Origin of the sequence: Natrialba sp. SSL1 (assembly GCF_001861355.1) — an archaeon.
GTDB lineage: Archaea > Halobacteriota > Halobacteria > Halobacteriales > Natrialbaceae > Natrialba.
Genome location: NZ_MASN01000017.1, coordinates 1 through 25,994 on the forward strand (window position 1 = coordinate 1; position 25,994 = coordinate 25,994).

Genomic DNA, 25,994 nt, shown 5'->3' on the forward strand with positions numbered 1-25,994 from the left:
TGTTCGAGGACGCCGGTATTCCGGACGGCGTCTTCAACATGGTCCAGGGCTTCGGTGACGCCGGCGCGGCCATTACAGACGACGAGCGCGTCAACACCGTTCTCTTCACCGGCTCCGCAGAAGTCGGCCAGGAGATCGCCAGCAAAGTCGGCGGCGAGCCCGGCAAACTCGCGGCCTGCGAGATGGGCGGCAAGAACGGTATCATCGTCACCGAGGAAGCCGACCTCGACATCGCCGTTCACTCGGCAATTATGTCGAGCTTCAAGACGACCGGCCAGCGCTGTGTCTCGAGTGAACGCCTGATCGTCCATACGGACGTCTACGACGAGTTCAAGGAGCGCTACGTCGACATCGCGAAGGACGTTGCCGTCGGCGATCCGCTGCAGGAAGACACCTTCATGGGCCCGGCGATCGAGCCCGAGCACGTCGAGAAGATCGAGAAGCACAACGAGTTGGCAGAGCAAGAGGGCGCAGACGTCCTCGTCGATCGCTTCGAACTCGAGGACGACGAAATTCCCGAGGGCCACGAGGACGGCAACTGGGTCGGTCCGTTCGTCTACGAAATCGAGTACGATACCGATCTGCGCTGTCTGAAAGAGGAGTGCTTCGGTCCGCATGTCGCCCTCTTGGAGTACGACGGCGACATCGAGGACGCAGTCGAGATCCACAACGACACGCCGTACGGCCTCGCCGGTGCGATCATCTCCGAAGACTACCGCCAGATCAACTACTTCCGCGACCGCGCGGAGATCGGCCTGGCGTACGCGAACCTGCCGTGTATCGGCGCAGAGGTCCAACTGCCATTCGGTGGCGTCAAGAAGTCTGGTAACGGCTACCCATCGGCTCGTGAAGCCATCGAGGCCGTTACCGAGCGAACTGCGTGGACGATGAACAACTCGAAGGAAATCGAGATGGCACAGGGCCTTTCAGCCGACATCGTCACCCGAGACGACTAAACGGATCCGGTCGGTTCGACACGGTCGACTCATCTTTTCGGTCCGGAACTGACCCGACTCGAGTACCATCGTCGTCAGCGGCGAGCGGACGACCGCTCTGGTGTGGTGACAGGCTGGACTGATCGGAGAACGGACTGGGACTGGGAGCGTGGAAGGCAAAGGGGTGAGGGGCGAAGGGGCGAAAGGAAGGATGCGGACGAGGGGGAAGGGTCGAGGAGACGGGAGTGGAGTGCTCGTCCCGGGAACGAGCAGTCCTGTGGTCGGGCCGGAGACGCGCTTGCCGGCGATGACGTGAAAAGCGCCAGTACCGGCATCCGCTGTTTGGCTCGCTAGCACAAAAAGTCAGCGGTCAGCCGCTCGGAATGATGTCTGACTCTCTCTACCACAGGCCTGGAATCGAGGCACGACGCTACGCCGTCCACGCAAAGGGGGACTCGAGTCCCCAATCCGTTTCAGAACTGTCGTCCAGCAGTTCGGTCGCAGACCCGCCGCTCCCTGCTCACTGGGTCGTCTGCAGGTCACGCTCGAGTTCGTACCGGAGGTTCTCAAGTTCGTCGTCGAGGTTGCGTTTGAAGAACTGTTCGACGCCGGGCAGTTTGCCGTCGACGGTGAAGTGATTCTCGAGACGAGAGCCGGTCTCGGTTTCGACGATTTCGTGCTCGCCGGTGACGTGTAGAACGGACGAGTCACCGACGAACTTGACGTACTCGGGGGGATTTCGGGTGACGTCTTCGGTTTCGACGCGAACGGTGCGACGGACAAGTGGAATCGGGAGTTCGACGTGCCAGGTGACGTGTCGCCCGGCGCTGTCGGTTACGGTGTACTCGTCGACGACGCTGATCGACTGAGCGCGATTCGCCGGGTCGGCGATAAAGTCCCAGACGCGCTCGGGGGGTGCCGAGAGTTCGAACGACCGATCGACCCGTACAGTCATGCCACTATCTGCGTGCGTTGTGGGTAAAAAGACCGTGGGCGGGCGCTGTCGGGGGGTGTGTCCCAAGGTACCAAGCACGGTTCCAGAACTGCGAGCGTGGTGTGGGCCGTCGCGTGCCTCGATACAGTGGCCACCACGGAGCTACCACCGGATCGGTCGAGTAGCGTCCAGATCAGGCCGTCGAGGAGCGAACCGTTACTTTCCACGTGGTCGACCGGGCCCGTCCCCACTTCTCGATATCGACGTCGTCGGATTTCTCCGCGAGGTGGGGCAGGCGTGCGCCGACCTGTTTCGACGAAAGTCCGATCGCATCAGCGATGTTTTTCGCCCGGAAGTACCGTTCGCCACGGGCAGCGCTCTCGCGTAGATACGAGATGATCCGCTGTTCTTCGTCGGAGTAATCGGTCATCGTCCGTACGTCCTCTAGGTGGTCGTCGCTCTTAACTCTTGACGGCCGAATCGGCGATTGAGTCCGCTACCGTCCCAGAACAGCACCATCGATCAGGATAAATTAGTGGGTCGATTCGTCCCGACGACTGTCGATCAATCCCAGTAGAGGTGGATTGCGACAACCGCGAGCGAGCTAAAGAGGACGGCACCGGCAAAGCCCCAGGCCGCTTCGATGTCAGTGACCATCAACAGTGCGCCAAGCACCGCAACCGCGCTGAGTGCGAGCGCCAGTCCAACGCCCTTGTCCGTCGTCGACTCCGTGTGCGTAGCCATGCTCGACAGGTTGTCGATGGGGTCTCTTAATTGCACTTATTCCGGCCAGCGAGAACGAGTGACACGGTCCGGAGACACACCCGCTCGGCGCTTCTCGTTCGGTGGGTTCAATTAATGGTCGTATGCTCGGACTCCTCGTTCAGCGCGAGATTCGCTGCAATCTCGGCGTTTCGCATCGCGTACTGGGCCGTCTGCTGGAGGCTGACGAGCACCTCACGGACGCGCAGCAGTTCCTCGTTCGGCATCTCCGGCAACTCGTCGAGGATCTCCTGTTCGCGGTCTGCGATCTCGTGGAACAGCGCTCGAACCTCGTTCGATTTGTCGTAATCGCGTTCGACCGCCGACTCGACGGCAAGCGAGGTGATCTCGTCGACCAGTTCGTTCAGTTCGCGGATATCCCGCATCACCGAGCCGTCGACGTCGAGCGTGTGGCCGTTCGTCTCGATGACGATCTCCGCGATGTCCTCGCCGTTGTCCGCCGTCAGTTCGAGGTTCTTCGCGATGGAGCGGTAGCCGATCAACGGAAAGCCGCTGTTGAGGTCGACCGCACGCGCGAGATTGGGGTTCTGGTACGCTGTAAAGATCAGCCGCAAGAGAAGGACGAAGATCTTGTTCGCCTGTCGCTCTCGGTTGAGCGCCCGCTGGGCGAGATCCGGGTTGCCGTGGGCCAGCGCCTTGATCCCCTCACCGCGCATCGTCTGTCCGGTCCGTTCCAGCCGTTCGAGGAGATTGTCGAGCGTGAAGTCGTCCGGATCGACCGAACACCGAATCGAGATACTCTCCGGCGTCTCCTCGATCACACCGAGTCCCATCAGCTGGGTTTCGGCCTGGTAAACCGCGTTGATGTGAGCCGACTCGAGTGCACCTTCCTCGCGCTCGATGCGGATCACGCGCCGACCGAGAACGTACTGTGCGACGATGGCGCGCTCTACGGCCCCAGCGTCGAGGTTGTCCGCGTGGATGATCGCTTCGGTCTCTTCGGAACTTGCGGACTCGGGCATCACCGTCAGCGTGCCCTTCCCGCTGGTCCGCAGCGACACCTCGTCGCCCTTTTCGACGCCGTGTTCGGAGGCCCACTCGGCGGGGAGCGTCATCGCCAGCGTGGACGGCCCGAGCCGTTGTACTTTCCGCGTTTCCATGCACAGTCCGTAGGACCGAGCCGACCTTAATATTGACTATACACCCATTATGTGTGACAGCCGTCGTTATATGAGTCTGATTTTGGCCCGCTTTGTCGCTCGTCCTTAAACACACCCTCCTCAAACAACCTTCACAAGCCGAGTGGTGAACCGTCCCGTCCGCACGCGCTGCCAGCCCCGCAGTTCCTCGTTGATCGCCTCGTCGTCCGTATCGACGCGTAGAGCAGGAACTTCGGCCAGTTTCTCCTCGTCGGCGACGACGACGATCTCGTCGACCCGCTCGAGTACGGCCGGGGAGATCTGGTGGTTGCCGCGACCGAAGATGACCCCCTGGCCGCCGATCGGCGAGACGACGACGGTGACGGGTGACTCGAGTACGTCGAGGATGTCGGCTTCGGCGGCGTCGGTTGCGAGGAGTTTACCGTCGGTGTCTCCGCCATCGTCGACCTCGCTGTCCACACTCCCTGCCTGCCAGACGTCCACCCCCAGCGGCGACGGTTCGATTCCGAGTTCGGACTCGATTGCCCCGACCGTGCCACCCGGCCCGAAGACGTACGTCCGCCCCGGTTCGACTTCGCGCGCGAATCCCGCTGCCAGCGCGTCGACGGAACCACTCGAGAGTTGCTTGCTCGACTGGATGTCGGGCGCGACGGGGACCGGGACGACGGCCTTCAGTTCCGAGCGCACCTCGCCTGCGCGGTAGGCGTCCTCGTCGATGTCGTTGACCTCCCGGGACTCGACGCGCTCGAACTCGGCCGCGATCCGGCCGGCATCCCGTGGCGTGACCGCGAAGACGGAGGAATAGATCTTGACGCCGGCGGGTACGCCGAGCATCGGTGTTTGTTCCCGTTCCTGCGCCTGCTTTTGCTCCTGCTCCTCGAGTACCCCCGCCACATCGACGGCCGTCCCATCCCCACCGACGAACAGGACGAGATCCACACCGGACTCGAGGAGCGCGCGGACGGCGCGTCGCGTATCGGTCGCGGTAGTCTCGGCGTCGGCTGGGTCGACGGTTGGGTCGGGTGGCGTGCCGGCCGACTCCCCACCGTGTTCAGGCTCGTCACTGGGGTCGTAGACGACTCGTGGCTCGAGACCAGCATCGCGCGCGGCGAACTCGCCCATGATCCCGGCTGCGGTGTAGACCGGGGTGTCCGGTACGTGTCGGGAGAAGGCAGTGAGTGCCTCTCTCGCCCGCTCGGGAGCGCGTGGCTCGGCACCGCGCTCGCGAGCCTCGGTGAGTTTGCCGTCGGTACCTTTGAGTCCGACCCGTCCGCCCATTCCCGCGATGGGGTTGACGACGACGCCGAGTGCGTCCATACGCGGGCTACGGCGGGTTGCTCAAAAAGCCGTCCGATCGTCCGAGGTACCCTGCAAGCAGCCGCTGGTCCGTCACCTCGACCGCTTCGACAGCGATCGTAGCAACCGGCAAAACCGGCGTCGCTGCGTCGTTTCTCAAAAATTAAGAGGGATCGGGATAGAACGCCGTCTATGAACGAACTGACCTACGTCCTCGATGCCGAACCAGCGATGCCGATGAGCGGCTGGGTTGCCCTGATTCTGAGCCTCCTGATCACCGTCGGCTGGATGGTCTACTTCTACAGATAGCTGGCCGCGGCCGACGCAGGCCCGGTTGCACTCACCCGTCTGCGCTCATCCGTTCCAGTACTGCTGCTCGGGAGTTCGCGGCTTACTCTCGGCTTTCGACCCGCTCGCGGAGCCACGCGGCCGCCTCCTGCGCAACTGTCTCATCAGTACTCTCGATCGCAACCCGAACCGACTCGCCCGGATAACTCCCTACGGACACGTCAAAGGCCGCCCGAACCGCCTCGATTCGATCGAGTAACGCGCTCTCCGGTTCGTCCGCCACGACAACCTCGCGATAGGTCGGTGTGCCCGAAAACTCGTCGGCCACCGTCTCGAACATCGCCTTCATCTCCGCGGGCACCCCGGGGAGAACGTAGACGGACTCGAGTACCGCGCCCGGTGCGACGCCGACCTCGTTGTGCAGGGCGCGCGCCCCAGCGGGGAGGTCGGTGGTTCCGTCGGTGAGGTCGTCGCGAGAGTAGCCCGCGTCCGCGAGCCAGGTACGGGCCTGTTCGTGGTCGGTGAGGTCGCGCCCGAGCGCCGCCGCGACGCCGGCCATCGTCACGTCGTCGTGCGTCGGACCGAGGCCGCCCGTGACGATGACCGCGTCGTAGGCCGCTCGGTACTCGTTAACGACGCGGGCGATGTCCGCGATGCGGTCGGGGAGCGTCGTCACGCGCTCGACGGTGACGCCGCGCTCGCCGAGCTGCGTACAGAGCCAGGTAGCGTTCGAGTTGACCGTTCGTCCGGCGAGCAATTCGTCACCGACTGTGACGACCGCGACGTTCATGTCGGGGCGTTAGAGCCGCTGACTCAAATGTATCCCGAGAGCTGTCTCGAAATCGCCATATCGACTCACCGACCAGTCAGTTTTTCGGTCACTCCGGATAACCACAAGATTCAATTCTGATAATTAGCAATGGTGGGACAATGTCTCGTCGGACGGAACGAACGGAAGGCAATTCGACTGCGGTTCTGTCGGCACTCGGGAGCAAGTACAGTGCCGAAATTCTCTGCGCGGCGGGGACCCCGAAGTCGGCACAGGCGTTGAGCGACGATATCGAAATTCCGATTGCGACCTGTTATCGGCGTATCGAGGAACTCGTCGATGCGGGCTTGCTCACCTGCGAGGGTCGACAGCTCTCGGAGGAGGGGCGGCGAACGAACATCTATCGGCGGACGGTCGACGAACTCGAGGTCGACTTTTCCGACGAGCAGCCGTCGTTCTCCCAGAAGCGACGGACTGAGGCGAAAAACAGGTTGCAGGACAAGCTCGGGAACTGACGCTTCTCCGCGGTCGTTTTCCCCGGACCGAGTGGCGACGCTCCGTGTTCTCCCGTTCGACGACGCAGCCGATATCGTGGCGGCCGGACCGTCGTTCGACCAGACTTAAGTATTCTCTCGAGAATACTGGTGTGTGACTGAACGCGCATCGAACCGCGACCGCGACGGGACGGCTGTCGGGACACACGACATCGTCGGCCGCACGCGAACCCTCCACGTCGGTCGTGATCGTCCAATTAGAATCAGTACAGGCCATCGCATTCTGCACCACGATGGCAAATGTGCACGACCCCACGGCCACAACTACGAGGTGTCGGTGACCGTCGAGGGGACCCTCACCGAGGAGGGGTGGGTCGCGGACAAAGGAGATATTACTGCAGTAATAGACGAGTGGGACCACAAGTTCCTGCTCCAGGCGGGCGACCCCCTCGTCGAGGCCTTCAAAACCGCCGGCGACGAAGACGGACTCGTCGTCCTCGACCACCCGCCGACCGCCGAGGTGATGAGCGTCCTTCTCGAGGAGAAGTTGCTCACCGAACTCGGCGAGAACGTCACCGACGTCGCCGTTCGGGTGAACGAAACGCACGAACTCTGTGGCGGGAGCCACCTCTGATCGCGATGCCGGTCTCTAACGCAGTCGATAGAGAGACGCCCGCTGACACGGACGCCGAGTCGGCGGGCGACGGCCTCCCCATCAACGAACTGTTCTACTCGCTGCAGGGCGAGGGCGTCCTCGCTGGCGTCCCGTCGGTCTTCGCCCGCACCAGCGGTTGTAACCTCCGCTGCTGGTTCTGTGACTCCTATCACACCTCCTGGGAGCCCACGCACGCCTGGATGGAACTCGACGCGATTCTCGACGAAATCGAGTCCCACGACGCGGACCATGTCGTCCTCACCGGCGGAGAGCCGTTGCTGCACGAGGACAGCGTCACGCTTCTCGAGGCACTCGACGAACGCGGCTACCACACGACCGTCGAGACGAACGGGACGATCCACCGCGACGCGCCGATCGACCTCGCCTCGATCAGCCCGAAACTCGCGAGCAGTACGCCGACGCCGGAGCGCGATCCGCGAAGCGAGATTCCGGCGGACTCTCGGGACGATGAGCCCCAATCGCGAGGAGCCGCAAATCAGGGCGACGGCGAGTGGGAGGACCGCCACGAGGCAAACCGCATCGACATGGCTGCGCTCGCCACACTCGTCGAGGACTACGAATTCCAGTTGAAGTTCGTCGTCACCGACGCCGACGACATGCCCGAAATCCTCGACCTGCTCGCCGGCCTACGAGCGGCAGCCGACGTACCGATTCGCGACGACGACGTGCTCCTGATGCCGGAGGGCGCGACCCGCGACCGCCTCGCCGAAACTCGGACGTGCGTCGCCGACCTCGCGATGGAACACGGCTTCCGGTACACGCCGCGACTGCACGTCGACCTCTGGAACGACGCCCCCGAGACGTGACTGAGACAAGTAAGAGTGACAGATGACCACTGAAACACCACAGACTGACGCACGCAACAGAGCCGAGACCGAAGCGACAGACACGAACAAACGCGCCGTCGTCCTCCTCTCCGGCGGCATGGACAGCGCTACCGCCGCCGCCGAGGCTCGCGACCGGGGCTACGACATCTACGCCCTCCACACCTCCTACGGACAGCGAACCGAGACCCGGGAACTCGAGTGCGCCCGCCAGTTAGCCGACGAGTTCGAGGCGAACGACTTCCTCCAGATCGAGACCGGCCACCTCTCGACGATCGGGGACTCGAGTCTGACCGACGACGAGATGGCTGTCGCAGATGCGAATATGGACAGCGACGAAATTCCCTCGTCGTACGTTCCCTTCCGAAACGCGAACCTGCTCGCGATGGCGGTCTCCTACGCGGAGGCGAACGACTGCGAGGCGGTCTTCATCGGCGCGCACAGCGAGGATTTCTCGGGGTATCCCGACTGCCGGCCCGAGTTCTTCGAAGCGTTCGAGCGGGTCGCCGACGTCGGGACGAAACCGGAGACCGAGATTTCGATCGAAGCGCCGTTCGTCGAGTGGTCGAAGACGGATATCGCGGCCCACGGCACCGAACTCGAGGTTCCCTACGAACACACCTGGAGTTGTTACCGGGACGACCAGCCGGCTTGTGGAACCTGCGACGCCTGTGCGTACCGGCTGCAGGCGTTCCAGCGAATCGGCGTTCGCGATCCGATCGAGTACGCCGAGCGGCCATCGTACGTCGAGGAAGCCTGAGCGTTCGCTATCAGAACACAAACATTCTTTCTGCGGTCGGCCGTATACTCGGTTCACTGTATGACTTCGGCCCTCCCGGTTATCGAGTGGTTTCGCGATGATGACGCCACTGATAACGGAGACGGCAACGACGACCGGGGCGGAAACGGCAGTTGGAACGGAACCGGCAGCGGGGACAGAAACGGCAACAGTAGCGGGGACGGCAACAACGGCTGGACGCTCCCCGAGGGTCGCCGCCGCGAGTTCGTCGCCCTCGCAATCGGACTCCCGGTGTTCGCCTGGTTCGTCTCGAGTGACGTTGGCTCGCTCGCACCGACGACACACTGGCTCCCCGTGCTGGTCGGTGTCTGCTGTGGCTTTCTCTACGCCGTTCACGTCCGTGATGCGGTGATCGACGCGATTCCCGATGGGCTCAGCGGCTGGACCTCGCTGTCGCTACTCAGCGGTGGTGCTGGCCTCTCACTGCTCGAAGTGTTCCACATCGCGACACCGACGGTCGTATTCATCCTCGTCGCCGGCGGAACGATTCTCGCGATCTACTCGCTGCGACTCGTCTCGCCGCTTCACGACGGATTGCAGCCAGCGCGCCGCGGCGTCGAACCGCCGCCCGCGCTGGAGTGACATGAGGTCGGGGACTCGAGTACGTCCCGTCGACGTCCCCCGAGTGCCGTTCGCCCCACCGACCTGACATAGCCATTCTTATACGAAATCAGACCAGTCAGCGATTATGAACGGTTCTGGGATGGAGCGCCGAGACGTGCTCACCACGGCGGCGGTGTCGGGATGTAGCCTCGTTCTCGCCGGCTGTACCGAGATCGGAGCCTCTCGATCCGGATACGGATCGGCTTACGGACGCGAGTACGGCGCTGGAGGGGCGTAGCGAGTACTGTAACGATGGCTGATCACACACCGCGACTTGCCCTCGGAGTCTTCGAAGACGGCGACGAGTGGGACCACACGGACACCGTCGAGGCGGTCGACAGACGCTCGATCGTTCACGGCCCGATCGCAGACCGGCCGAGTGAGGGCGAGTACGACGACGAACTCTACCACGCGACCGACCAGGGAATCACCTGGCGCTGGGACGGCGACAGTGAGGACTGGACCGCCTTCGGCGGACACGGAAGCGCCACCAAACCGGTCCCCGGGACGAGCCACCTGGAGGCAGCACGGATCGGCCACCTCCGCTCGAAGCGAACCCCCGTCTGGAACGTCGAGGCCCACGGCATCGAGGGCGACGGCGAAACTCTGGTTGGCCAGTCCGTCCACGAGCTACTCGAGTCCGTCGCTCGGGCCGGCGGCGGTGTTGTCTACTTCCCGCCCGGTCGCTACCGCTTCGAACGGACGCCACTGGTCGGCGACGACACGCTCGTCGTCGGCGCGGGTCGTGCAACCACCTTCGAGGGTGTACGGACCGACGGCGAAGAGGGACAGGCGCTCATCTCCAACCAGGGGTACGACGCGACGGGGTACGGCGGCGCGTCGAACTGGGGCATCTGCAACGTTCGCATCGACTCGCCGGACTCGAACGGAATCATGCCCGCACACGCAGACGGCGTCCGCCTCGAGAGTATCTACGGCGACGCGACCTACCATCATCACATCGACGTCGTCTCGTCGCGAAACGTTTCTATCGACGACTACTGGGCGACACGCGGCGGCGAGGGCGACTCGAACGCGCCGATTCAGTTCGATAACCAGACCGCGGGGACGGCATCGAATTACGTATGGGACGGCGAAAAACGTACGGCTGCGAGAGACGACGGAACGCCGACCAGCCGCTGTTCGCTCTCGAATTTCGAGATCGACGCCGCAAACGATCCCGACTACGGTGTCCACATCCACCGCAATGGAACCGAGGCCCTCACCGTCAGCGACGGCACGATCACCGGCTGCCAGCACTCGGCCATCCGCGCCGACACCGGTGCCCGACTCGAGTCCCTGACGGTAGACCGAGTGGACTGTCTCGAGAACGCCCGCGGAATTTCGCTCGGGCAACTCGAACTCGAGTCCGGCCGGCGAGAGCTGACGATCAGCAACGTTACGATCAGAACGGAGAACAACGGTCTCGCGGCGGGATCAGGGCTCTACGCGAGCGGGTTCGACGGCGCTGCGATTTCGAATCTGACCGTCGACGGTGCGTTCACGAACACCGTCCTGTTCGACGATATGGACGACCTGAAACTGACGAACGTCACCGCAACGGGCGCAACTAGCCAGGCCTTCCGATTCCGTGAGAACGTCGACGCGACGTTGACGACCGCCCGCGCCGCAGAGTGTGGAAGCGCAGGCGTCTACGTCGGTCCCGACAGCCAGGTCGCCTACGGCGGCGTCACGTTCGCCAACGTCGACAGCGAGGTCGTCGTCGACGGCGAGTTGCGAGCGTGGGGTACGTCGTCGTAGCCATCGCTTCTCCCGCCCAGGCTCGTTACCGCTAGTTCACCTCGAGCGAAAACTCGACGACAGCGACGAAGTACACGACATCCTCGTAGGTCACGTATTCGGCACCGGACTCGAGTACGGCCGGCAACTCGTCGGGATCGAAGCCGCCGCTGACCGACGCGAGCACCTGAAACCCCGGTTCGCCGAGGTCGTCTTCCATCCCAGCCTCGTACGCGTCGCTCGCCTCCGCAAGCACGGCAGCGACCTGCTCGTGCTCGGTCAAGCCGGCGTCGACTGCGTCGATTGGGTCGATATCGTCCGGCACGTCTGCGTTGATGGATACCTGCAGGATCGGTGTGGACGACTCGGGCCGCGACAGGTCCGACTCCGGTGAGGTGGTCGTCGCTTCCTCGCCGGTAGCTGGATCCTGTGACTCGTCTGCAGCACCCAGACAGCCGGCTAGCAGGATCCCCGCGGTACCGATTGCACCCAGAACACGCCGTCGGTTCATCGTTCTTTGTCTCAGTCGAACCCATAAATACTAGCTGGTGAGAGAGAGTGAGACGACGGATCCGCTCACCACGCCGACTCGAGTACACCCACGATCTCATCAACAGAAGGATCGAGCCCCGGTGGCACGTTCCCCATGAAGCTATCTGCGAGAACCGTCTCTGCGACGGCCTCGAACTCGTCGGATTCGGGGCCGTCCACGTCCCGCAGACGGGTCGGTAGCGAGAGTGCGTCCCGAACCTCGCACACCTGCTCGACCACCGCCGCACCCGGGTCCGCGGCGTCGCCGACGCCGAGCGCGTCCGCCAACTGCCGAGCCCGCGCGTCGACGCCGTCCCGTTCGAAGAGGTACTCGAGTACGTGCGGGACGACGACGGCGTGGGCCGCCCCCTGCTGGACGGGGTAGGTGCGCGTCAGCCCGTGGCCGAAGGCGTGGACAATCGAGAGCGTCGTCCCTTCGGGCCGCGAGATGCCGTACTGTACCAACAGGATGCCCTCGAGAATCCGCTCGAACGTCTCGGTGTCGCGCTCGCCCTGACCGTACGCGCGCAGACCGGACTCGAGTGCGCCGAGGCCGCGGGCGGCCGTCGCGTCGGTGACCGGCGTCGCGTTGGCGGCGTAGATCGTCTCCAGACCCTTGTCGAAGCCGTTCATGGCGGAGCCGGAGAGCACGGAGTCAGGCGTGGTCGCGACGATATCGGGATCGTAGACCGCCGTCGCGGGCATCAGTTCGGGCGCGGAGATGCCGCCACCGATTTCTGCGTCGATCCGTCCGGTGTCGTCGGTGTCCGGCGCTGCGGTCACGCCGGCGACCTGCGAGAGCTCCGCCCCGGCGAGCGTCGTCGGAATCGTGACGACCGGGACCAGCCCCGACTCGGGGACAGTGATCGTTCCTGACTCGGCGAATTTGCCGGCGATCTCCTCGCGCGAGCGGTCGTCCGCCGCGAGCGCCCCAATGACCGTTCCAATGTCGAGACTGCTGCCGCCGCCCAGCGCGACGATTGCATCAGCCTCAGTCTCACGCAGGCACTCGAGTCCGTCGAACGCGGTCGAGAGCCGCTTCTCCGGCGTCGTCTCGTCGAAGATACCGGCGAGCCTGTCTCCGATGCCGTCTTGGACCGGGTCGATCACCTCAGGCGTGCTCCCGACCGTCGAACCGCAGACGACCAGCCCCCGCTCACAGCCGAGGGACTCGAGTTCGTTCGCCAGTTCGCCCACGCTTCCCTGACCAAAGCGGATCGTCGGTGGGGAGTACTCGAAGCGAAACGGGTCGGGTGCTGGCGCGTGCACTCCGTTTGTGCTCGTGCTGGTTGTCGCCGAGTCGTCATCGGTCGACGAACGCTCACTCATCGGTCGACGCCACCTCCGGGCCGTCGAACGCCGGCAGTTGTGATTCGATTCGCTCGCGTTCGTCCTCGAGGTGCTCAGGTAGTACGAGGCTGGAGCCGAGTTCCTCGTACTCCTCGTCGGCTGTGAAACCCGGTCCGGTGGTCGCCATTTCGAAGAGGACGCCGCCAGGTTCGCGGGTGTAGACCGACTGGAAGTACTTGCGGTCGATGACCTCGCTCGGGGAGAGTCCCTGCTCGGCGTAGGCTTCGCGCCACTGTGCCTGTTCGTCGAGATCGGCTGCCTCGAACGCGACGTGGTGGACCGTGCCGACGCCCATCCGACCGCGACCCGCGTCGGTCTCGACCAGATCGACGACCGAGGCGGGGCCGCCCGCTGCGCTGCGGTAGCGTCGTCGCCTGTTTGCGCTGGAGGCAGTGTCAGCACCAGTCTCATCCTCGGCTTCCAGTTCGTAGCCGAGCACGTCGGTCAGAATCGTTGCCGTCGGCCCGAACTCACTCACCGCGAGCGTCACGCTGTGGAACCCGCGAAGCTGGTGTTCGGTGGGTACCGGGCCGTCTTCCCACGGCGTCGCGTCGCTCTCGGCGATTACGTCGTCGCCGGGTGCGACGAGCTCGAGTCGGATGCCATCGGGGTCCGAAAATCCGAGTACCGGCTCGCCGAATCGCTCTGTTCGATCGACTGCGAGGCCCGCGCTCTCGAGTCGGTCCTGCCAGTAGTCGACCGAGTCGGTCGGGATGAGGTACGCCGTTGCTTGCGTCTGCCCGGCGCCGAACTCGCCCTGTCGCCCGCGGTCGCTCCAGGGGAAGAAGGTGATGTTCGTCCCGGGCGTGCCGCCCTCGTCGCCGAAGTAGAAGTGGTACGTACCGGTGTCGTCGTGGTTGACGGTTCGCTTGACGAACCGAAGGCCGAGCGTGCCGACGTAGAAGTCGGCGTTTTCCTGCGGATCGCCGGCGATTGCGGTCACGTGGTGGAGACCGGGTGTAGTCGGTGACATACTGCCCGTAGGACCTCGACCCTTGAGACGTTTGTCCACAGTCACGTCACCTGGTTACGCCGGTGTTACCGCTTCTCGCAGCGTTTTCGTCACTGCGCTGAAAGTAGTGCGAATAGTTAACATCCCGTATCCAAAACAGCGTGGCATGACCTGTCCGTTTCTGGCGTATCGAAGCGAGGCGAACGACCGCCAGTTCGACGAGCCACGCGCCTACTGCGAGGCCGCAGAGCAGTTTGTCCAACCGATGCGCGCCGATATCTGTAACGACCGCTACGACCTGTCCCACGACGAGCACTGCGAAATCTATCTCGAGCACGCGGACGAGGTGCCGGCTGGGACCGAGACCGGGGACGAAACCGAGAACGCAGGGCAGTCCGCCGGTGATGATGCGTGAGCTACGAGAACTACCTCGCCGGTGAGCCGGTCATCATCACCGCCGCACTCACCGGGGGCGTGCAGGGTAAAGAGGCGACACCGCACCTCCCCGAGACGCCCAAGGAAATCGGGAAGGCAGCAGCCGAAGCCGAGGCGGCCGGCGCCTCCGTCGTCCACGTCCACGCGCGAAAAGACAACGGCGAGCGCACGTTCGCGACCGAGCGCTTCCAAGAAATCGACGACGAAATTCGCCGGCAGGCGGACGACGTGATCATCCAGCACTCGACGGGCGGCACCGGCGCGTCGGACGAGGATCGTCACCTCCCGCTTCGGACCGATCCCGCGCCGGAGATGGCCTCGCTCGACATGGGGCCCATGAACCGGTACGACCACCTCACCAGCGAGAACACCCGCGGTCTCGTCGACTCGCTCCACGAAGAGATGGTCGAGCGCGGAATCAAACCCGAACTCGAAATCTTCAACGACGGCCACATGAACGAGACCTACGGGCTACTCGAGCGGCGCGAGCTCGCGGAGCCCGTCTACGGGACGCTCATCTTCGGTCCCGGGACGCTCACGCCTCCAAAACCGCGAAATTTCATCAATGCGATCGATAACCTCCCCGAGGGCGCACAGTTCAACACGCTCGGCTTCGGCCGCCACCAGCTTCCGTTCGTAACGATGGGCATCCTCTTCGGCGGCCACGTTCGGGTCGGTTTGGAGGACAACATCTACTACGAGCGCGGCGAACTCGCGACGAGCAACGCACAGCTCGTCGAGCGCGTGGCTCGCATCGCCGACGAACTCGGCCGCGAGGTCGCGACGCCATCACAGGCACGCGATATTCTGAATCTGTAGCCACTCTGCTCTAGATCCGTTCAAACGGTAATTCGTCGACCCGCTTCTCACCGCTGAGAGCGTCCGCCGCTGCCGCCAACTCCGCCCGCGTATTCACGTTTTCGAACGACTCGAGTACCGTCCGCTCGCGAAGTTCGCGCTCGTCGAGGACGAGGTACTCGAGTTCGGCCAGCGCATCCTGTACACGGGAGTCGCCACGAGCGAGGGCGCGTTCGCAGGCGTCGATCATCGGCTGGGTTCGGTAGACGGCCTGGGTGGGCTGCAGATGGCGGGACTCGAGTTGGGGAACGATGGCGTCCGGCTCTGTGGTGCCGTCGACGGTCGGCAGTTGTGCGAACAACGACGAGACGAAGTTCGGATCGACGAACGGCATATCGCAGGCGACGATGGCGGCGACGTCGGTCTGGGTCGCCCGGAGTCCGGTCAGGATGCCAGCCATCGGTCCGCGGTCCGGGACGGAATCGACGGCGAACGTCGGGTCGACACCGTCTGCGAGCGCCTCGCGGATCGCTGGCTGCTGTTTCGCTCGGCAGTTGATGACCACCGTCTCGACGACGGGTGTTAGCCGGTCGACAACGCGCCGGATCATCGGCGTGCCTGCGAGTTCGGCGACGGCTTTGTCAGCGTCACCGAAGCGACGCGAGTAGCCGCCTGCGAGGATCAGGGCGCTCCGGCCGGTCGGACTGGACGCCCACTCACGCTGTGACTCGAATTCGGATGGGGGCTCGGGTTCGGACTCGGACTTGGACTGACTCTCACCCCTATCGGCAGCCATAATTGGCGGTTGGACGACTGCCGCCAAAAGCACCGACGCGCAATCCAGCCGAGCGAGAACGGAGGTCACGGCTGGCTCCCCGCCGCAGCGACACTTATGCCCCCAGAAAACCCAAGAGACGAAACGAGACGAGAGCACCGATGAACCTAGTACTACTCGACACCGAACTCGAGTTCGACGAGTCGGTTGTCGCCGAATCGCCCGCGGAGATCCGCGACCAGGTCCGAGAGTACGAACGCGGCGACCGGCGCACGTTCGACCTCGACGTGACGTATCTCGACGGACTCACCGGCGACGTGATGGCCGCGATGGCGGCGATCCCCTACGGCGAGACGCGGACGTACGGCGACCTCGCAGCGGATCTCGACACGAGCCCCGTCGCCGTCGGCCAGGCCTGTGGCCGCAATCCCGCCCCAATCGTCATCCCCTGCCACCGCGTCGTCGGCAGCGACGGTGCACTCACCGGCTACTCGGCGGCCGATGGCGTCGCGACGAAACAGCGACTACTCGAGTTCGAGGCGCGCGAGAGCGGGCAGGCGGTGCAGACTGAACTGCCGGTCGAGTTCGAGTGATCCCGCGGACTACTCCACGTCGTCGTGCGTGAGCAGCGGCCGCTCGCGCTCGCCCGCTGGCAACTCGTAGGTGATTACCTCGAGCAAGTTTCCGCTCGGATCGAGGAAGTAGAATCCCTCGAACTCGTCCCAGTCGTAGGGACCCTGCTTCGGGAACTGCTCGTCGAGGGCGGCCAGCAGCCGCTCGTACTCCTCGCGGTCGGTCTCGAAGGCAATGTGCGCCTTGTCGAGCGGGTGGTCCAGTCCGCGCTCGTCCCAGCCGTCGGCGCGGCCGGTTTCGGCCAGCGTGACGACGGTGTCGCCGACCCGGAACATGGCGTGGTCGCCTTTGAAATCCGAGGGCGGACGGCGAACCTCGAGTCCGAGTTCGTCGCGGTAGAACTCGTAGCAGGGGGTGAGATCGTCGACGTCGATGTTGATGTGGTCGACTGCGTGCATGGGTGTAGTCAGGTTCGTGGCTCTGCTTCCGTCTCCGTTGGCTCGCCGACACGCTCCGCGTAGTTTCCGATTATCTCGTCGTCCTCGGTGTCGATGAACTCGTTCGTCCAGACTGCGTCGGGATCGATCTCACCCTCGAGAAGGTCCGTCTCCGTGAGCGTCTGCCCAAGCGTCTGCCAGCGCTCGCCGTCGTGCAGTCCCCAGCCCTGTTCTCGAGTACGGTCGGTGAACTGGAGGTCGGTCGCCGCCGTCTCGAACTTGCGCTGTTCGACCGGGCGATTTCGCTCGAGTGTCGCGTTTCGTTCGACCAGCACGTCGATCGCCGCGTCGGGATCCGTCGTCGCAGCCGCCCAGCCGCGGGCCGTCGCTCGCAGGAACGAGCGGACCGTCTCGGGCTCCTCGCTGGCGAATTCGGGACTCGTGACGAGCATCATGCCGTAGACGCCGAGGTGGTCCCCGATCGGGAGTTCGTCGGCCTGTCGGTCGTGTTCGGCCTCGAGTTCGTAGCCGTTCGTCACGACGCCGACGGCGGCGTCGACGCGCCCGTCGAGCAGTTTGTGCTGGACGCGGTGGTGGGTGTGGTCGTCGACGCCGAGTAAGTCGACCTTGTCGCTGATGCCCTCGTCCTCGAGTAGCTGTGCGGTCAGAATTCTCGTTTTGGTCGCAGACGGCGCGACGGTGCAGCCCCGAAGCTGGTCGGGGTCGGTCAGCGGCTCGCCGAACTCGTCCCGGAAGGTGTAGATTGCGGCGGGCGTCTTCCCGGTGACGGCGGCGACGGCGAGCGGGTCGAGGCCGCGGCTCTGGATCGAGAGCACGGCGCTCGCGCCCGCGAGGGCGAACTCGGCGCGTCCCTTTGCGGCCTGTTCGGCGGCGAAGGGCGAGCCGTGGCCTTCGACGAACCGCACGTCGAGGCCTTCGTCCTCGTAGAAGCCGCGGTCGCGCGCGAGGAAGTAGGGGGCCTGGAAGCCGTTCGGTTCCCAGTTAAGCTGGAAGTCCACAGTCGCGTTCGTCATCGCGAGGACACCTCCAGTCGGAACAGGTCGTCCGGAATGTGATCGACTCCGAGCGCCTCGGGGCCGGCGACGTCGAGCAGATGGTCGAACAGCCGCTCCATCGCGTCGACAGTCTCCGCGTCCCAGTCGGTGACGACCATCTCTCTCCAGTGGTCGCGGATACCGTGGACGACGGTCGGATCGTTCTCGTACATCAGTTGTTCGCCGAGTTCGTCCCAGAGGTCGTCGTCCGTCTGTAACTGCTCGACGGCGTCCGCGTAGGCGCGTTTGAACCCACTGACGGCGTCGGGATTGTCGGCGAGGTAGTCCTCGCTCGTGAGGAACGTGGAGATCGGCAGCGTCTGCTCGACGCCCGAGAGCTGCTGGACGAGGTCGGCCATCGGCACCGCCTCGCGGTAGGGACCGGTCTCGACGATTTCGGGGATGATCTGCCAGAACTGGAGGGCCGCGTCGACGTCGCCGTCGCGCAGCATCCGGGTCAGTCCCACCTTCGAGCCCGCCTCGACCGACGTGGCCTCGTCCTCGGGATCGAAGCCGTGGAACTCGCGGCAGGCGGCCCGGGTGAGAATCCAGTTCTTGTCGAGGCGGCGGACGACGCCGATGCGGTGGCCGGGAAGGTCCGAAATATCCTCGATCGGCGACTTCTCGGGCACGACGAGCCCGCCGACGGTCCGCCCGTAGGGGTGGAACGCGACGATCGGTGCGCCGTTCGCCCGCTCGCGTGCCGTCGAGATGTAGTCGATGTCGATCAGGTCCGCGTCGCCACCGTGCAGTTTGGCCTCGACCGTCTCGAGTCCGTCCTCGAGTTCGTCCGAGACGAGTTCGACGTCGAGGTGGAAGCCGTGGTCGTGGTCGAAGCCGAACCGCTTGATGGTGTAGAGCATGTAGCGGGGGCTCCCGTTGTGTTCGAAGCGGGCGCGGAGGACGGGGCGGTCGTCGCCGTCACGGTCACCGTCGGTGTCGGCGCGGTCCGTGCGCTCCGGACTATCGTGCAACTCGTCCAGTGCCGCTTGCTGGGTCTCGATGTCCATCGCTGTGCCTGCGTCGGTGCCTGTCTCAGTCTCGGTGTCGGTGTCGGTATCGATATCAGAACTCATTGTTTCGACGGTGCCACGATCGTCCCAATCTCCGCCTCGCTGTCGATCAACTCCCGATCCTTCATCCACTCGAGTTCCCCGTCCAGTTCGGACGGCTCCGCGAACTCGGGCACCTCGTACTCGGGTACCCGTACCGACTCGCGAATCGCCTCGAGGTCGACGTCCGCGAAGAGGTCCGGCGCAACCTCGGCGTCGGACTCGAGCATCGCGAGGTACTCGTCTCGAAACGCCTGCGGATCGTCGTTGATCGCATCCACGGCGCGCTCGTAGGCGCGCATGAACGCGTCGAGGTCGTCTTCGGAGAGGTCGTCGCCCGCCACGACGCCGATGTGATTGTCGAACTCGAGTACCCGCTGGAAGCCGAGGTGCTCGGCGAGCGTGCTGTGGGGGTCGAGCAGCGTCACGGCGTCGACCTCGCCGTCCCGAAGTGCCTGCAGGCGATCGGTTGGCATCCCGTGGTGGGCGAGTTCGATTTCTTCTGGATCGAGGTGTTCCTCGAGTGCTTTGACGGCGGTGTACTCCTGGCCGGTGCGGCGGTTGACGCCGACGGGGACGCCGGCGAGGTCGATCGGCGACTCGATGTCGGTTTCTGGTCGCGTATAGAGCGTATAGGGCAGGTCGGCAAACGCCCCGTGGGCGACGATCGTTCCGTCGTCGAGCGACCAGGTTCGGCGCAGGCTCTCCCATTTACAGACCGGGTAGAGGTCGACGTCGTCGTCACCAGTTAGCGTCCAGTCCGCGGGCACGTACTTCCAGTCTACCTGCCGCCGGTCTCGTTCGAAGAGGTCGACCGTGAGCCCTTCCGCCTCGAAGTAGTCCCGTTCGGCTGCCACCCGCTGTGGCAGCATGAACGAAAAGGGAAGGTGAAAGACTCGGATCCCGTCACGTGTGTCACTCTGTGCCATGCAGTACACTGCACGATAACGGTCGGCATAAAACGTTTCTAGGAATCCTTTATACGCCCGTTGGCGGCGGATACAGTCATCAGATCCTGAACCAAGATTCACGTATCGGACCGGTGGAGAGATAATAACGGTGACTGGTGACATGGATCACAGACAGACAGACGATGTCGTCACCGAGGAGGTCGCAAATGGCGTCTTTCTCGGGACGCTCTCGATGGGCGAGCGCGCGAGCATGAAGTACTGGCAAATCGATCCGGGCGCGTCGCTGCCGACGCACGAACACGAGCACGAACAGATCGGCTACGTCCTCTCGGGAACACTGACGGCGATTCTCGAGGACGAGGAGGTCTTGCTCGAGGAAGGCGACGCCTACAGGTTCCCGAGCAACGAGTATCACGGGGCTGAAAATCGAAGTGACGAACCAGCGGTGGGGTTGGGGGTACTCGCACCGCCGCGGAATCGGCCGGAGTGGCGAGACCGGTAGGGGCGGATGGTTCTGCGGGGGGCGAACGCCAACGGACCGTATCAGTCCATATCAGTCCGTCTCCGGCCGTCGCCGGCGCTCGCGCTCGATCGTCGTCACGTAGATCCCCGCGAGCACGATCAGACCGCCGAGGACCGTAATCGCGTCCGGAACCTCCTTCAGCAACCCCAGCGCGAGCAGCGTCGCCCCGACGGGTTCGCCGAGCCAGGCCACGCTGACGACGACCGACTCGAGATGCTTGAGCACCCAGTTGACGATCGTATGGCCGAAGATGCCGGGACCGATCGCCATCCCGAGGAAGAGCAGCCACTCCCGCGGCGGGTAGGCGACGACATCGTGACCCTGCGCACCGACGAGGAGCAAGAGCGTCACCGCACAGGCGGTGTAGACCACGGTGACGTAGGGAAACAGCGAGACGCGCTGGCGGATCGACCGGCCGGCGAGCACGTAGCCCGCGACGGTGATCGCGCCCAGGATAGCGAGTGCGTTGCCGTACATCGTCGCATCCGAAATCGGGGCCTCGCCCGCATCGCCGAGCGACATCGCGGTTGCGCCGATCATCGCGATGCCGATGCCGATCACCGTCTCCCGATTGACTCGCTCGCCGAGGACGAGCGCCGCGCCGATGGCGACGAAGATCGGCTGGGTCTGGACGAGGGTCACGCTCGCGGCCACGCTCGTGTGATTCAGGCTCTCGAACCAGGCTGCGAAGTGGATTGCAAGCGCGATGCCGGCGACGACTGCGAATCCGAGGTCGTTCCGCGAGAGGCGGCCGAACTCGTCGCGGTACCAGTAGAGGGCGATGGGGGCGACGATCACGGTGGTAAAGAGCACGCGGTAGAAGGCCGCGACCGAACTCGGGGCGTGGCTCCAGCGGACCAGAATGGCGCTGGTACTCGCGGCGAAGATAGCGAACGCGAGCGCGGCGTACGGCGTCACCTCGAGGTCCGACCTGTTCACGTCGTCCTGACTCGACTCTGAGAGTAAACCTGTTCCGAAAGCCGAAGGTCGAGGGCTGAGAGTTACGGGAGAGGATAGAGGGTTGAGCGTCGAGAAGCGGGAACGAGAGCCAAGAGTCGGGAGTCGAGAGACAAGAGGGAAAATCGAGAGCTAAACGTTACAGGTGATCTATTCGTCCGGTACGCGGCCACCGCGATAGGTCTCTGCAATCTCGCGATCGACATCCGACAGTCCGATAATGTCGTCTTCAGTCAACTCCTCGCCATCCCACTCGTCGAGGTAGGCGACGGCATCCTCGCGGTCCGCAAACGGGCGCGGATTGATCCCCATCGTTTCGCCGCTCACCGCATCCTCGTTGGTGACGATGACGAAGTACGCCTCGGTCGCATCGATGAGTTCACCGGTCTCGAAGTCCGTAACCCAGGCATCCGCGATAGGGTCGTCGACCGGCGGCACCGCGTAGTAAGCGAACAGACATCCTGGCGTGTCGAACACCGCTCCCTCGCCGTTCTCGTGTGCAAGCTGACTCTGCCAGGTCGGGTAATCCGCCGGCGTCATGTTACACACCGCACAGCTCTGGTCGTCCGTGAACTCGAGTGGCTCGCCGCCGTCGTGGTCGATCATCCGATCTTCGTAGGGGTGGCTGTCGTCGCCGTTCTCGTCCGGATCGTCGTCACCGTCCCCGCCGAAATCGCCGAGACAGCCGGCAAGTCCGATGGCTGCGCCCGTACCCAGGGAACCGAGTACCGTCCGGCGTGCGAACGGGCCGTCCGCGCGATCAGTCATGCGTGGACGTACTCGGCGGGCGCTCAAAACGGCCGTGGTTCGATTCTCGATTTTGCTTCCCCGCGTCACCAGTACACCGACACCGGCCTCAGACCTGCGTTCGTTCCCGCGCTCCGCTCGCTTGCTCCGTCTCGAGTACCCGCCTCATCTCACGATGTCGCTCTCGGAACATCCCCTCGAAGCCGACGACCGAAAACGGTGTTGTGAGCGTACCGAGCGGGCCGAACGGGAGCCGGTAGTCCACGCGGTCGATGACCGTCGTCTCCTCGTCATTGCCGGCGAACGTGTGACTGTGCTCCCAGTGCTCGAACGGGCCGTCGTCCATCGTGTCCCGGAATCGTGCAATGCCGTCCCCACGTGTTCGCTCGATGATCCGCGAGGTCCAGTGCTGGCGCGGCCCGTGTCCGAACGGCTGGAGCGACAGCGCAATCTCGGTGCCGGCCTCCAGCGTGACCGACTGTGGATCGTCCCGCCGCTTGCCGTCGGGACCGATCACCGCCTCGACGCGCAGTCCGAGCCAGTCGGGTGTCAGCGACTCGAGTCCCGCGACGGTGCTGTGAAATTCCCAGACGGACTCGAGCGGTGCCTGGACGGTCGTTCGCCGTTCGTAGGTGGCCATGGTTGTCGCTACGTCGCCCAGCACGAAACCGCTGTGGGCGACCGGTGGTCCTGAGTGAGGAACCGTACAGTCACGAACACACCCACACCTACGAACGTCCGACAGTCACGAACACACCCACACCCACGAACATTCGACAGTCACGAACACACCTACAGCCACGAACACCCTACACCCGCGACGGCCGCGGCGCCGCCTTCTGCAACGCCGTCTCCGCAATATTCCCACCGTAATCCGCACTCCGCGAAAGCGAATCCAGAATCAATCCCAGCGACTGCGCCTGTACCGGCTCGAGTTCCCGCAACATCGCGTCGATCTGGCGCGTATGCTCGTCGATCGCCAGCACCGACTCGAGTGCAGCGTGGCCCAGTTCGGTCGCCGTCTCACTCTCGTCGGCGAACAGCCCGTCCAACGCCTGCTCCAGAATCGTCGCCGCATCCTCGTGGAGCGCACACAGGGCATCTGCCACGTCCGCCGGAATCTCCTCGAGCTTGCGCGCAAGCTGCGCAATCTTCACCGCGTGGTCGGCCACCCGCTCGAGCTGGCGGGCACTCGAGTGGAAGTCGAAGCAGTCCTCGCGCGAGACGCCGAGGCCTTCGGCGGCGCGAGGAGAGCGAAGCGTCGCTCGGAAGATTCGCGAGACGACGAGGAAGAGCCGGTCGACGTCGTCGTCGCGTTCGATCACGTCGGTGGCCATGTCGTCGTCGTTCTCGACGAGGGCGGTGACCGAATCCTCGAGCATTGACGTGGCGATCAGGCGCATGCGCGTGACAGCGTTGACAATCGAGAGCTCCGCGGAGTCGAGCAAGTCCTGTACTACGACGTGGTCGGTTCCCTCCTCGACGACTTCGACACCGACGAGCCCCTGAACGGCGCTGCGGATCGCTCGCCGTTGGTCGGTCGCGATGCGGTTCGCCTCGAGGCGAATAACATCGAATCCCCTGACGTACATCGTGAAGACCGCTCGGACGAGCTCTGTGCCCTCGAGGGTCGCCACGTCCAGCGCCCCTTCCTGGTGGTCGACGTCGGTTTGGGGTGTCACGAGGAGTGTCTCGTTGTCGGCGTACAGTTCGACTGTATCGCCGTTGCTGACATCGTTTTCGGTCGCCCACGTCTTCGGAAGCGAGACAGTGTACGTCGAGCCGCCGGTCACCTGGACCTTTCGCGTCTCCATGAGAGGAGTTGCCGACAGGACGACCATAAATCTGTCCTTGTCTATATAGATAGACAACATCTGGCTTTAGAGTGCCCAGTTATAGAACATAGTGGTGAGTACCGGATTCTATTATATCCTATTTCTACTGAACTCTATTGTGTACTCTACATATCTATATATGGTGGAAAGATAGGAACCGTTTTACTCAGTCGACCGGATGCTGACGTATGGCCGACGAGTCTTCGACCGGGCCGATGCGGCTACGAATGTCGGGTGTTGGAGTTGTCGGTGGCGGTGTTCTCCTGGCTGGGGCGGCCACGATCGTCCCGTTCTGGTTCGCTGCATCCATCGTGGTCATCACTGGCGTCATCTGGATGGCAGTCGGTGATGGAACCGATGCGTTCCAGGGCTCAGTCGGTATCCTCGCCGTCGGCGGTATCGGGCTCTTGGAGGCGCTTCCCGGAATCGGTCTGGGACTCGACCCTGTGGCGCTCTCAGGACTCGCGATCGCTTTCGGGTGTTTCGACGTGATTGCGGGACTCGTGCTCGGCCGCTTCTCGAGTGCCAGCGACCCCTCGTGAGCCGTCCCTTGCAGGTGACTTCCGACGTAATCTCGAGATGGCGACAGGGTTCTCCACGCTGGATCCACGCTGAATAGCCCTTGTACTCTTGGTCTACGTTCGGCTATGGAGGCGTTCATACCGTTCCGAACGACTCGTGAGGTGGCTATATAATTTACTTCCTAGATATATAGTTATTAGCATACTTTTTATATCCACCGTTGGAACCACCGGTCGATGGCACCAAGCCAGAACTTGCGTGGACGCGGACTGAGTCGACGATCGGCAATCGCGACGATCGGAAGTATCGGTGCACTGGCGCTAGCTGGCTGTCTCGGTGGAGACGAGGACGGACTCTCCGGGACGATCCAAGCCTCTGGCTCCAACACGGTAGCACCGATTACGCAGATTGCCGCCGAGGACTTCGAGGCGGAGTTTTCCGGCGTCGGTGTCAATGTCGAACCAGAGGGGACCGGGGCTGGATTCCAGGAGTTCTGCCGCGCGAACTCCGTGTTCCAGAGCGCGAGCCGAGAGATCACCGAGGAGGAGATCTACCTCTGTGGCGAGAACGACGTCGAGTACACTCACTACACCGTCGGCCAGGACACACTCGCAGTCGGCGTCCACGAGGACAACGACTGGTGCGAACAGATCACGCTCGACGAACTCAACCAGATCTGGGAGTTCGAATCCGACGTCCAGCAGTGGAGCGACGTTCGCGACGAGTGGCCGGACGAAGACATCGCCCTGCACGCGCGAGACTCCGCATCCGGGACGTTCGACTATTTCACCGAAAATATCAACGGCGAGATGGGGAACATTCGTGACGACTACTCCGCGACGAGCCAGACCGACGAGATCTGGAACGCTGTCGCCGACAATGAGTACGCCCTCGGCTGGGGTGGCGTCGGCCACCTTCGAAGCCTCCAGGAACAGGACGGCACCCTGAAACCCGTCGCGGTAGAGAGCGAGTTGGATGGGGACTTCTACCCACCCGAAGAGCAGTACATCGAAGGCGGAGAATACTCGCCGCTCGCCCGTCCGCTCTTCTTCTACTTCAATCACGCCGAACTCGAGGAGAATACCGATCTGATCGCCTCGTTCGCGCGGTTCTACATCAACAACCAGCACGAGTTCGCGACGACAGTCGACTTTTACCGAGCAACCGACCAGGATATCGTCGACAACCACGATCAGCTCGATTCGGTGATCGAATCGATCGGCGAAGATCCCGACGAGATCACGGTCGAACGCCAGGACCCCTGAGCTGACTGTTTGACGATCGCCTTTTCACTGCACTC

The 25,994-nt window shown here is 63.8% G+C and carries 32 protein-coding genes; 14 read left to right on the plus strand and 18 right to left on the minus strand.

The features are described from left to right. Positions 1 to 956: aldehyde dehydrogenase family protein (locus BBD46_RS03545; RefSeq protein WP_139173487.1), on the plus strand; the 956-nt coding region annotated here is incomplete at its 5' end. 499 nt (positions 957 to 1,455) lie between these two features. Here BBD46_RS03545 and BBD46_RS03550 read toward each other — a convergent pair. From BBD46_RS03550 to BBD46_RS03575, 6 genes are all read right to left on the minus strand, one after another. Beyond that, a complete protein-coding gene (locus BBD46_RS03550) occupies positions 1,456 to 1,890 on the minus strand; it encodes an SRPBCC family protein (RefSeq protein WP_071400389.1) in 435 nt (144 codons plus the stop codon). A 172-nt stretch (positions 1,891 to 2,062) separates the two neighbouring features. Next, a complete protein-coding gene (locus BBD46_RS03555; protein WP_004215543.1) occupies positions 2,063 to 2,299 on the minus strand; it encodes a DUF7123 family protein in 237 nt (78 codons plus the stop codon). 134 nt (positions 2,300 to 2,433) lie between these two features. Further along, positions 2,434 to 2,613, minus strand: coding sequence for a DUF7525 family protein (locus BBD46_RS03560; protein ID WP_071400390.1), 180 nt, complete (start codon positions 2,611 to 2,613; stop codon positions 2,434 to 2,436). Between the two features lie 107 nt (positions 2,614 to 2,720). Next, on the minus strand, positions 2,721 to 3,752 hold the full coding sequence (locus BBD46_RS03565) for a phosphate uptake regulator PhoU (RefSeq protein WP_006654336.1): 1,032 nt from the start codon (positions 3,750 to 3,752) through the stop codon (positions 2,721 to 2,723). 120 nt (positions 3,753 to 3,872) lie between these two features. Next, positions 3,873 to 5,069: an ATP-NAD kinase family protein gene (locus BBD46_RS03570; protein WP_071400391.1), complete on the minus strand. Its 1,197-nt coding sequence runs from the start codon at positions 5,067 to 5,069 to the stop codon at positions 3,873 to 3,875. 370 nt (positions 5,070 to 5,439) lie between these two features. Beyond that, the gene (locus tag BBD46_RS03575) at positions 5,440 to 6,126 is read right to left on the minus strand and encodes a competence/damage-inducible protein A (RefSeq protein WP_071400392.1); all 687 of its coding nucleotides are present in this window, start codon (positions 6,124 to 6,126) and stop codon (positions 5,440 to 5,442) included. Between the two features lie 140 nt (positions 6,127 to 6,266). On the opposite strand from BBD46_RS03575, the gene BBD46_RS03580 reads away from it, so the two are divergent. The 7 genes from BBD46_RS03580 (at position 6,267) to BBD46_RS03605 (ending at position 11,262) form a co-directional block, all read left to right on the plus strand. Continuing rightward, the gene (locus BBD46_RS03580; protein ID WP_071400393.1) at positions 6,267 to 6,620 is read left to right on the plus strand and encodes a winged helix-turn-helix domain-containing protein; all 354 of its coding nucleotides are present in this window, start codon (positions 6,267 to 6,269) and stop codon (positions 6,618 to 6,620) included. Positions 6,621 to 6,753: 133 nt separating this feature from the next. Further along, positions 6,754 to 7,233, plus strand: a complete 480-nt coding sequence (locus BBD46_RS03585; RefSeq protein WP_071400394.1) for a 6-pyruvoyl trahydropterin synthase family protein — start codon at positions 6,754 to 6,756, stop codon at positions 7,231 to 7,233. 5 nt (positions 7,234 to 7,238) lie between these two features. Beyond that, the gene (locus tag BBD46_RS03590) at positions 7,239 to 8,081 is read left to right on the plus strand and encodes a 7-carboxy-7-deazaguanine synthase QueE (RefSeq protein ID WP_071400395.1); all 843 of its coding nucleotides are present in this window, start codon (positions 7,239 to 7,241) and stop codon (positions 8,079 to 8,081) included. Between the two features lie 22 nt (positions 8,082 to 8,103). Then, positions 8,104 to 8,859 carry a 7-cyano-7-deazaguanine synthase QueC gene (gene queC, locus BBD46_RS03595; RefSeq protein ID WP_071400396.1) on the plus strand — a complete coding sequence of 252 codons (756 nt, stop codon included), beginning with the start codon at positions 8,104 to 8,106 and terminating at the stop codon, positions 8,857 to 8,859. Between the two features lie 60 nt (positions 8,860 to 8,919). After that, positions 8,920 to 9,480, plus strand: a complete 561-nt coding sequence (locus BBD46_RS03600) for a hypothetical protein (RefSeq protein WP_071400397.1) — start codon at positions 8,920 to 8,922, stop codon at positions 9,478 to 9,480. 106 nt (positions 9,481 to 9,586) lie between these two features. Next, a complete protein-coding gene (locus BBD46_RS22080) occupies positions 9,587 to 9,739 on the plus strand; it encodes a twin-arginine translocation signal domain-containing protein (protein WP_139173489.1) in 153 nt (50 codons plus the stop codon). A gap of 14 nt (positions 9,740 to 9,753) precedes the next feature. Beyond that, positions 9,754 to 11,262, plus strand: a complete 1,509-nt coding sequence (locus BBD46_RS03605) for a glycosyl hydrolase family 28-related protein (RefSeq protein WP_071400398.1) — start codon at positions 9,754 to 9,756, stop codon at positions 11,260 to 11,262. A 31-nt stretch (positions 11,263 to 11,293) separates the two neighbouring features. On the opposite strand, the gene BBD46_RS03610 is transcribed toward BBD46_RS03605, so the two are convergent. From BBD46_RS03610 to BBD46_RS03620, 3 genes are all read right to left on the minus strand, one after another. Further along, positions 11,294 to 11,752, minus strand: coding sequence for a hypothetical protein (locus BBD46_RS03610; RefSeq protein WP_071400399.1), 459 nt, complete (start codon positions 11,750 to 11,752; stop codon positions 11,294 to 11,296). Between the two features lie 65 nt (positions 11,753 to 11,817). After that, the gene (locus tag BBD46_RS03615) at positions 11,818 to 13,101 is read right to left on the minus strand and encodes an iron-containing alcohol dehydrogenase family protein (protein WP_171908147.1); all 1,284 of its coding nucleotides are present in this window, start codon (positions 13,099 to 13,101) and stop codon (positions 11,818 to 11,820) included. Continuing rightward, entirely contained in the window at positions 13,094 to 14,095 is a 1,002-nt protein-coding gene (locus BBD46_RS03620) for a ring-cleaving dioxygenase (protein ID WP_071400400.1), read from the minus strand. The genes BBD46_RS03615 and BBD46_RS03620 overlap by 8 nt, the downstream gene beginning before the upstream one ends. A 145-nt stretch (positions 14,096 to 14,240) precedes the next feature. On the opposite strand from BBD46_RS03620, the gene BBD46_RS03625 reads away from it, so the two are divergent. After that, on the plus strand, positions 14,241 to 14,489 hold the full coding sequence (locus BBD46_RS03625; RefSeq protein ID WP_071400401.1) for a hypothetical protein: 249 nt from the start codon (positions 14,241 to 14,243) through the stop codon (positions 14,487 to 14,489). Next, entirely contained in the window at positions 14,486 to 15,328 is an 843-nt protein-coding gene (locus BBD46_RS03630; RefSeq protein WP_071400402.1) for a 3-keto-5-aminohexanoate cleavage protein, read from the plus strand. The genes BBD46_RS03625 and BBD46_RS03630 overlap by 4 nt, the downstream gene beginning before the upstream one ends. 10 nt (positions 15,329 to 15,338) lie before the next feature. On the opposite strand, the gene BBD46_RS03635 is transcribed toward BBD46_RS03630, so the two are convergent. Continuing rightward, positions 15,339 to 16,103, minus strand: a complete 765-nt coding sequence (locus tag BBD46_RS03635; protein WP_171908148.1) for a molybdenum cofactor guanylyltransferase — start codon at positions 16,101 to 16,103, stop codon at positions 15,339 to 15,341. 140 nt (positions 16,104 to 16,243) lie between these two features. On the opposite strand from BBD46_RS03635, the gene BBD46_RS03640 reads away from it, so the two are divergent. Further along, complete coding sequence (locus BBD46_RS03640; RefSeq protein ID WP_071400403.1) at positions 16,244 to 16,675, plus strand: methylated-DNA--[protein]-cysteine S-methyltransferase; 432 nt, start codon at positions 16,244 to 16,246, stop codon at positions 16,673 to 16,675. A 9-nt stretch (positions 16,676 to 16,684) separates the two neighbouring features. Here the strand turns inward: BBD46_RS03640 and BBD46_RS03645 are convergent, their stop codons facing one another. From BBD46_RS03645 to BBD46_RS03660, 4 genes are all read right to left on the minus strand, one after another. Beyond that, entirely contained in the window at positions 16,685 to 17,113 is a 429-nt protein-coding gene (locus tag BBD46_RS03645; protein WP_071400404.1) for a VOC family protein, read from the minus strand. Positions 17,114 to 17,121: 8 nt separating this feature from the next. Then, the gene (locus BBD46_RS03650; RefSeq protein ID WP_071400405.1) at positions 17,122 to 18,126 is read right to left on the minus strand and encodes an ABC transporter substrate-binding protein; all 1,005 of its coding nucleotides are present in this window, start codon (positions 18,124 to 18,126) and stop codon (positions 17,122 to 17,124) included. Then, positions 18,123 to 19,157 (minus strand): ABC transporter substrate-binding protein, encoded by a 1,035-nt coding sequence (locus tag BBD46_RS03655; RefSeq protein WP_171908152.1) that lies wholly within the window; start codon positions 19,155 to 19,157, stop codon positions 18,123 to 18,125. Before BBD46_RS03655 ends, BBD46_RS03650 begins: the two co-directional genes overlap by 4 nt. A gap of 62 nt (positions 19,158 to 19,219) precedes the next feature. After that, on the minus strand, positions 19,220 to 20,128 hold the full coding sequence (locus tag BBD46_RS03660; protein WP_071400407.1) for an ABC transporter substrate-binding protein: 909 nt from the start codon (positions 20,126 to 20,128) through the stop codon (positions 19,220 to 19,222). 142 nt (positions 20,129 to 20,270) lie between these two features. Here BBD46_RS03660 and BBD46_RS03665 point away from each other — a divergent pair, with 142 nt between their 5' ends. Continuing rightward, the gene (locus tag BBD46_RS03665) at positions 20,271 to 20,612 is read left to right on the plus strand and encodes a cupin domain-containing protein (protein WP_071400408.1); all 342 of its coding nucleotides are present in this window, start codon (positions 20,271 to 20,273) and stop codon (positions 20,610 to 20,612) included. A 51-nt stretch (positions 20,613 to 20,663) separates the two neighbouring features. Here the strand turns inward: BBD46_RS03665 and BBD46_RS03670 are convergent, their stop codons facing one another. From BBD46_RS03670 to BBD46_RS03685, 4 genes are all read right to left on the minus strand, one after another. After that, entirely contained in the window at positions 20,664 to 21,572 is a 909-nt protein-coding gene (locus tag BBD46_RS03670) for a DMT family transporter (protein WP_071400409.1), read from the minus strand. 168 nt (positions 21,573 to 21,740) lie between these two features. Then, positions 21,741 to 22,358 (minus strand): nitrous oxide reductase accessory protein NosL, encoded by a 618-nt coding sequence (locus BBD46_RS03675; protein ID WP_071400410.1) that lies wholly within the window; start codon positions 22,356 to 22,358, stop codon positions 21,741 to 21,743. Positions 22,359 to 22,446: 88 nt separating this feature from the next. Then, positions 22,447 to 22,977, minus strand: a complete 531-nt coding sequence (locus tag BBD46_RS03680) for an SRPBCC family protein (protein WP_071400411.1) — start codon at positions 22,975 to 22,977, stop codon at positions 22,447 to 22,449. Positions 22,978 to 23,146: 169 nt separating this feature from the next. After that, entirely contained in the window at positions 23,147 to 24,151 is a 1,005-nt protein-coding gene (locus tag BBD46_RS03685) for a phosphate uptake regulator PhoU (protein ID WP_071400412.1), read from the minus strand. 209 nt (positions 24,152 to 24,360) lie between these two features. Here BBD46_RS03685 and BBD46_RS03690 point away from each other — a divergent pair, with 209 nt between their 5' ends. Then, on the plus strand, positions 24,361 to 24,714 hold the full coding sequence (locus BBD46_RS03690) for a hypothetical protein (RefSeq protein WP_071400413.1): 354 nt from the start codon (positions 24,361 to 24,363) through the stop codon (positions 24,712 to 24,714). Between the two features lie 216 nt (positions 24,715 to 24,930). Continuing rightward, positions 24,931 to 25,959, plus strand: coding sequence for a PstS family phosphate ABC transporter substrate-binding protein (locus BBD46_RS03695; protein WP_071400414.1), 1,029 nt, complete (start codon positions 24,931 to 24,933; stop codon positions 25,957 to 25,959). The last annotated feature ends 35 nt before the right edge of the window (positions 25,960 to 25,994 follow it).

Excerpts from the sequence above, each read along its gene's own strand:
- BBD46_RS03625 (WP_071400401.1), top strand. The coding sequence starts at position 14,241 with ATGACCTGTCCGTTTCTGGCGTATCGAAGCGAGGCGAACGACCGCCAG.
- BBD46_RS03685 (WP_071400412.1), bottom strand. The coding sequence starts at position 24,151 with ATGGAGACGCGAAAGGTCCAGGTGACCGGCGGCTCGACGTACACTGTC.
- BBD46_RS03610 (WP_071400399.1), bottom strand. The coding sequence starts at position 11,752 with ATGAACCGACGGCGTGTTCTGGGTGCAATCGGTACCGCGGGGATCCTG.
- BBD46_RS03635 (WP_171908148.1), bottom strand. The coding sequence starts at position 16,103 with ATGGCTGCCGATAGGGGTGAGAGTCAGTCCAAGTCCGAGTCCGAACCC.
- BBD46_RS03600 (WP_071400397.1), top strand. The coding sequence starts at position 8,920 with ATGACTTCGGCCCTCCCGGTTATCGAGTGGTTTCGCGATGATGACGCC.
- BBD46_RS03680 (WP_071400411.1), bottom strand. The coding sequence starts at position 22,977 with ATGGCCACCTACGAACGGCGAACGACCGTCCAGGCACCGCTCGAGTCC.
- BBD46_RS03695 (WP_071400414.1), top strand. The coding sequence starts at position 24,931 with ATGGCACCAAGCCAGAACTTGCGTGGACGCGGACTGAGTCGACGATCG.
- BBD46_RS03555 (WP_004215543.1), bottom strand. The coding sequence starts at position 2,299 with ATGACCGATTACTCCGACGAAGAACAGCGGATCATCTCGTATCTACGC.
- BBD46_RS03565 (WP_006654336.1), bottom strand. The coding sequence starts at position 3,752 with ATGGAAACGCGGAAAGTACAACGGCTCGGGCCGTCCACGCTGGCGATG.
- BBD46_RS03660 (WP_071400407.1), bottom strand. The coding sequence starts at position 20,128 with ATGGCACAGAGTGACACACGTGACGGGATCCGAGTCTTTCACCTTCCC.
- BBD46_RS03605 (WP_071400398.1), top strand. The coding sequence starts at position 9,754 with ATGGCTGATCACACACCGCGACTTGCCCTCGGAGTCTTCGAAGACGGC.
- BBD46_RS03570 (WP_071400391.1), bottom strand. The coding sequence starts at position 5,069 with ATGGACGCACTCGGCGTCGTCGTCAACCCCATCGCGGGAATGGGCGGA.
- BBD46_RS22080 (WP_139173489.1), top strand. The coding sequence starts at position 9,587 with ATGAACGGTTCTGGGATGGAGCGCCGAGACGTGCTCACCACGGCGGCG.
- BBD46_RS03675 (WP_071400410.1), bottom strand. The coding sequence starts at position 22,358 with ATGACTGATCGCGCGGACGGCCCGTTCGCACGCCGGACGGTACTCGGT.
- BBD46_RS03640 (WP_071400403.1), top strand. The coding sequence starts at position 16,244 with ATGAACCTAGTACTACTCGACACCGAACTCGAGTTCGACGAGTCGGTT.
- BBD46_RS03655 (WP_171908152.1), bottom strand. The coding sequence starts at position 19,157 with ATGGACATCGAGACCCAGCAAGCGGCACTGGACGAGTTGCACGATAGT.
- BBD46_RS03645 (WP_071400404.1), bottom strand. The coding sequence starts at position 17,113 with ATGCACGCAGTCGACCACATCAACATCGACGTCGACGATCTCACCCCC.
- BBD46_RS03575 (WP_071400392.1), bottom strand. The coding sequence starts at position 6,126 with ATGAACGTCGCGGTCGTCACAGTCGGTGACGAATTGCTCGCCGGACGA.
- BBD46_RS03580 (WP_071400393.1), top strand. The coding sequence starts at position 6,267 with ATGTCTCGTCGGACGGAACGAACGGAAGGCAATTCGACTGCGGTTCTG.
- BBD46_RS03560 (WP_071400390.1), bottom strand. The coding sequence starts at position 2,613 with ATGGCTACGCACACGGAGTCGACGACGGACAAGGGCGTTGGACTGGCG.
- BBD46_RS03590 (WP_071400395.1), top strand. The coding sequence starts at position 7,239 with ATGCCGGTCTCTAACGCAGTCGATAGAGAGACGCCCGCTGACACGGAC.
- BBD46_RS03665 (WP_071400408.1), top strand. The coding sequence starts at position 20,271 with ATGGATCACAGACAGACAGACGATGTCGTCACCGAGGAGGTCGCAAAT.
- BBD46_RS03650 (WP_071400405.1), bottom strand. The coding sequence starts at position 18,126 with ATGACGAACGCGACTGTGGACTTCCAGCTTAACTGGGAACCGAACGGC.
- queC (WP_071400396.1), top strand. The coding sequence starts at position 8,104 with ATGACCACTGAAACACCACAGACTGACGCACGCAACAGAGCCGAGACC.
- BBD46_RS03690 (WP_071400413.1), top strand. The coding sequence starts at position 24,361 with ATGGCCGACGAGTCTTCGACCGGGCCGATGCGGCTACGAATGTCGGGT.
- BBD46_RS03615 (WP_171908147.1), bottom strand. The coding sequence starts at position 13,101 with ATGAGTGAGCGTTCGTCGACCGATGACGACTCGGCGACAACCAGCACG.
- BBD46_RS03550 (WP_071400389.1), bottom strand. The coding sequence starts at position 1,890 with ATGACTGTACGGGTCGATCGGTCGTTCGAACTCTCGGCACCCCCCGAG.
- BBD46_RS03620 (WP_071400400.1), bottom strand. The coding sequence starts at position 14,095 with ATGTCACCGACTACACCCGGTCTCCACCACGTGACCGCAATCGCCGGC.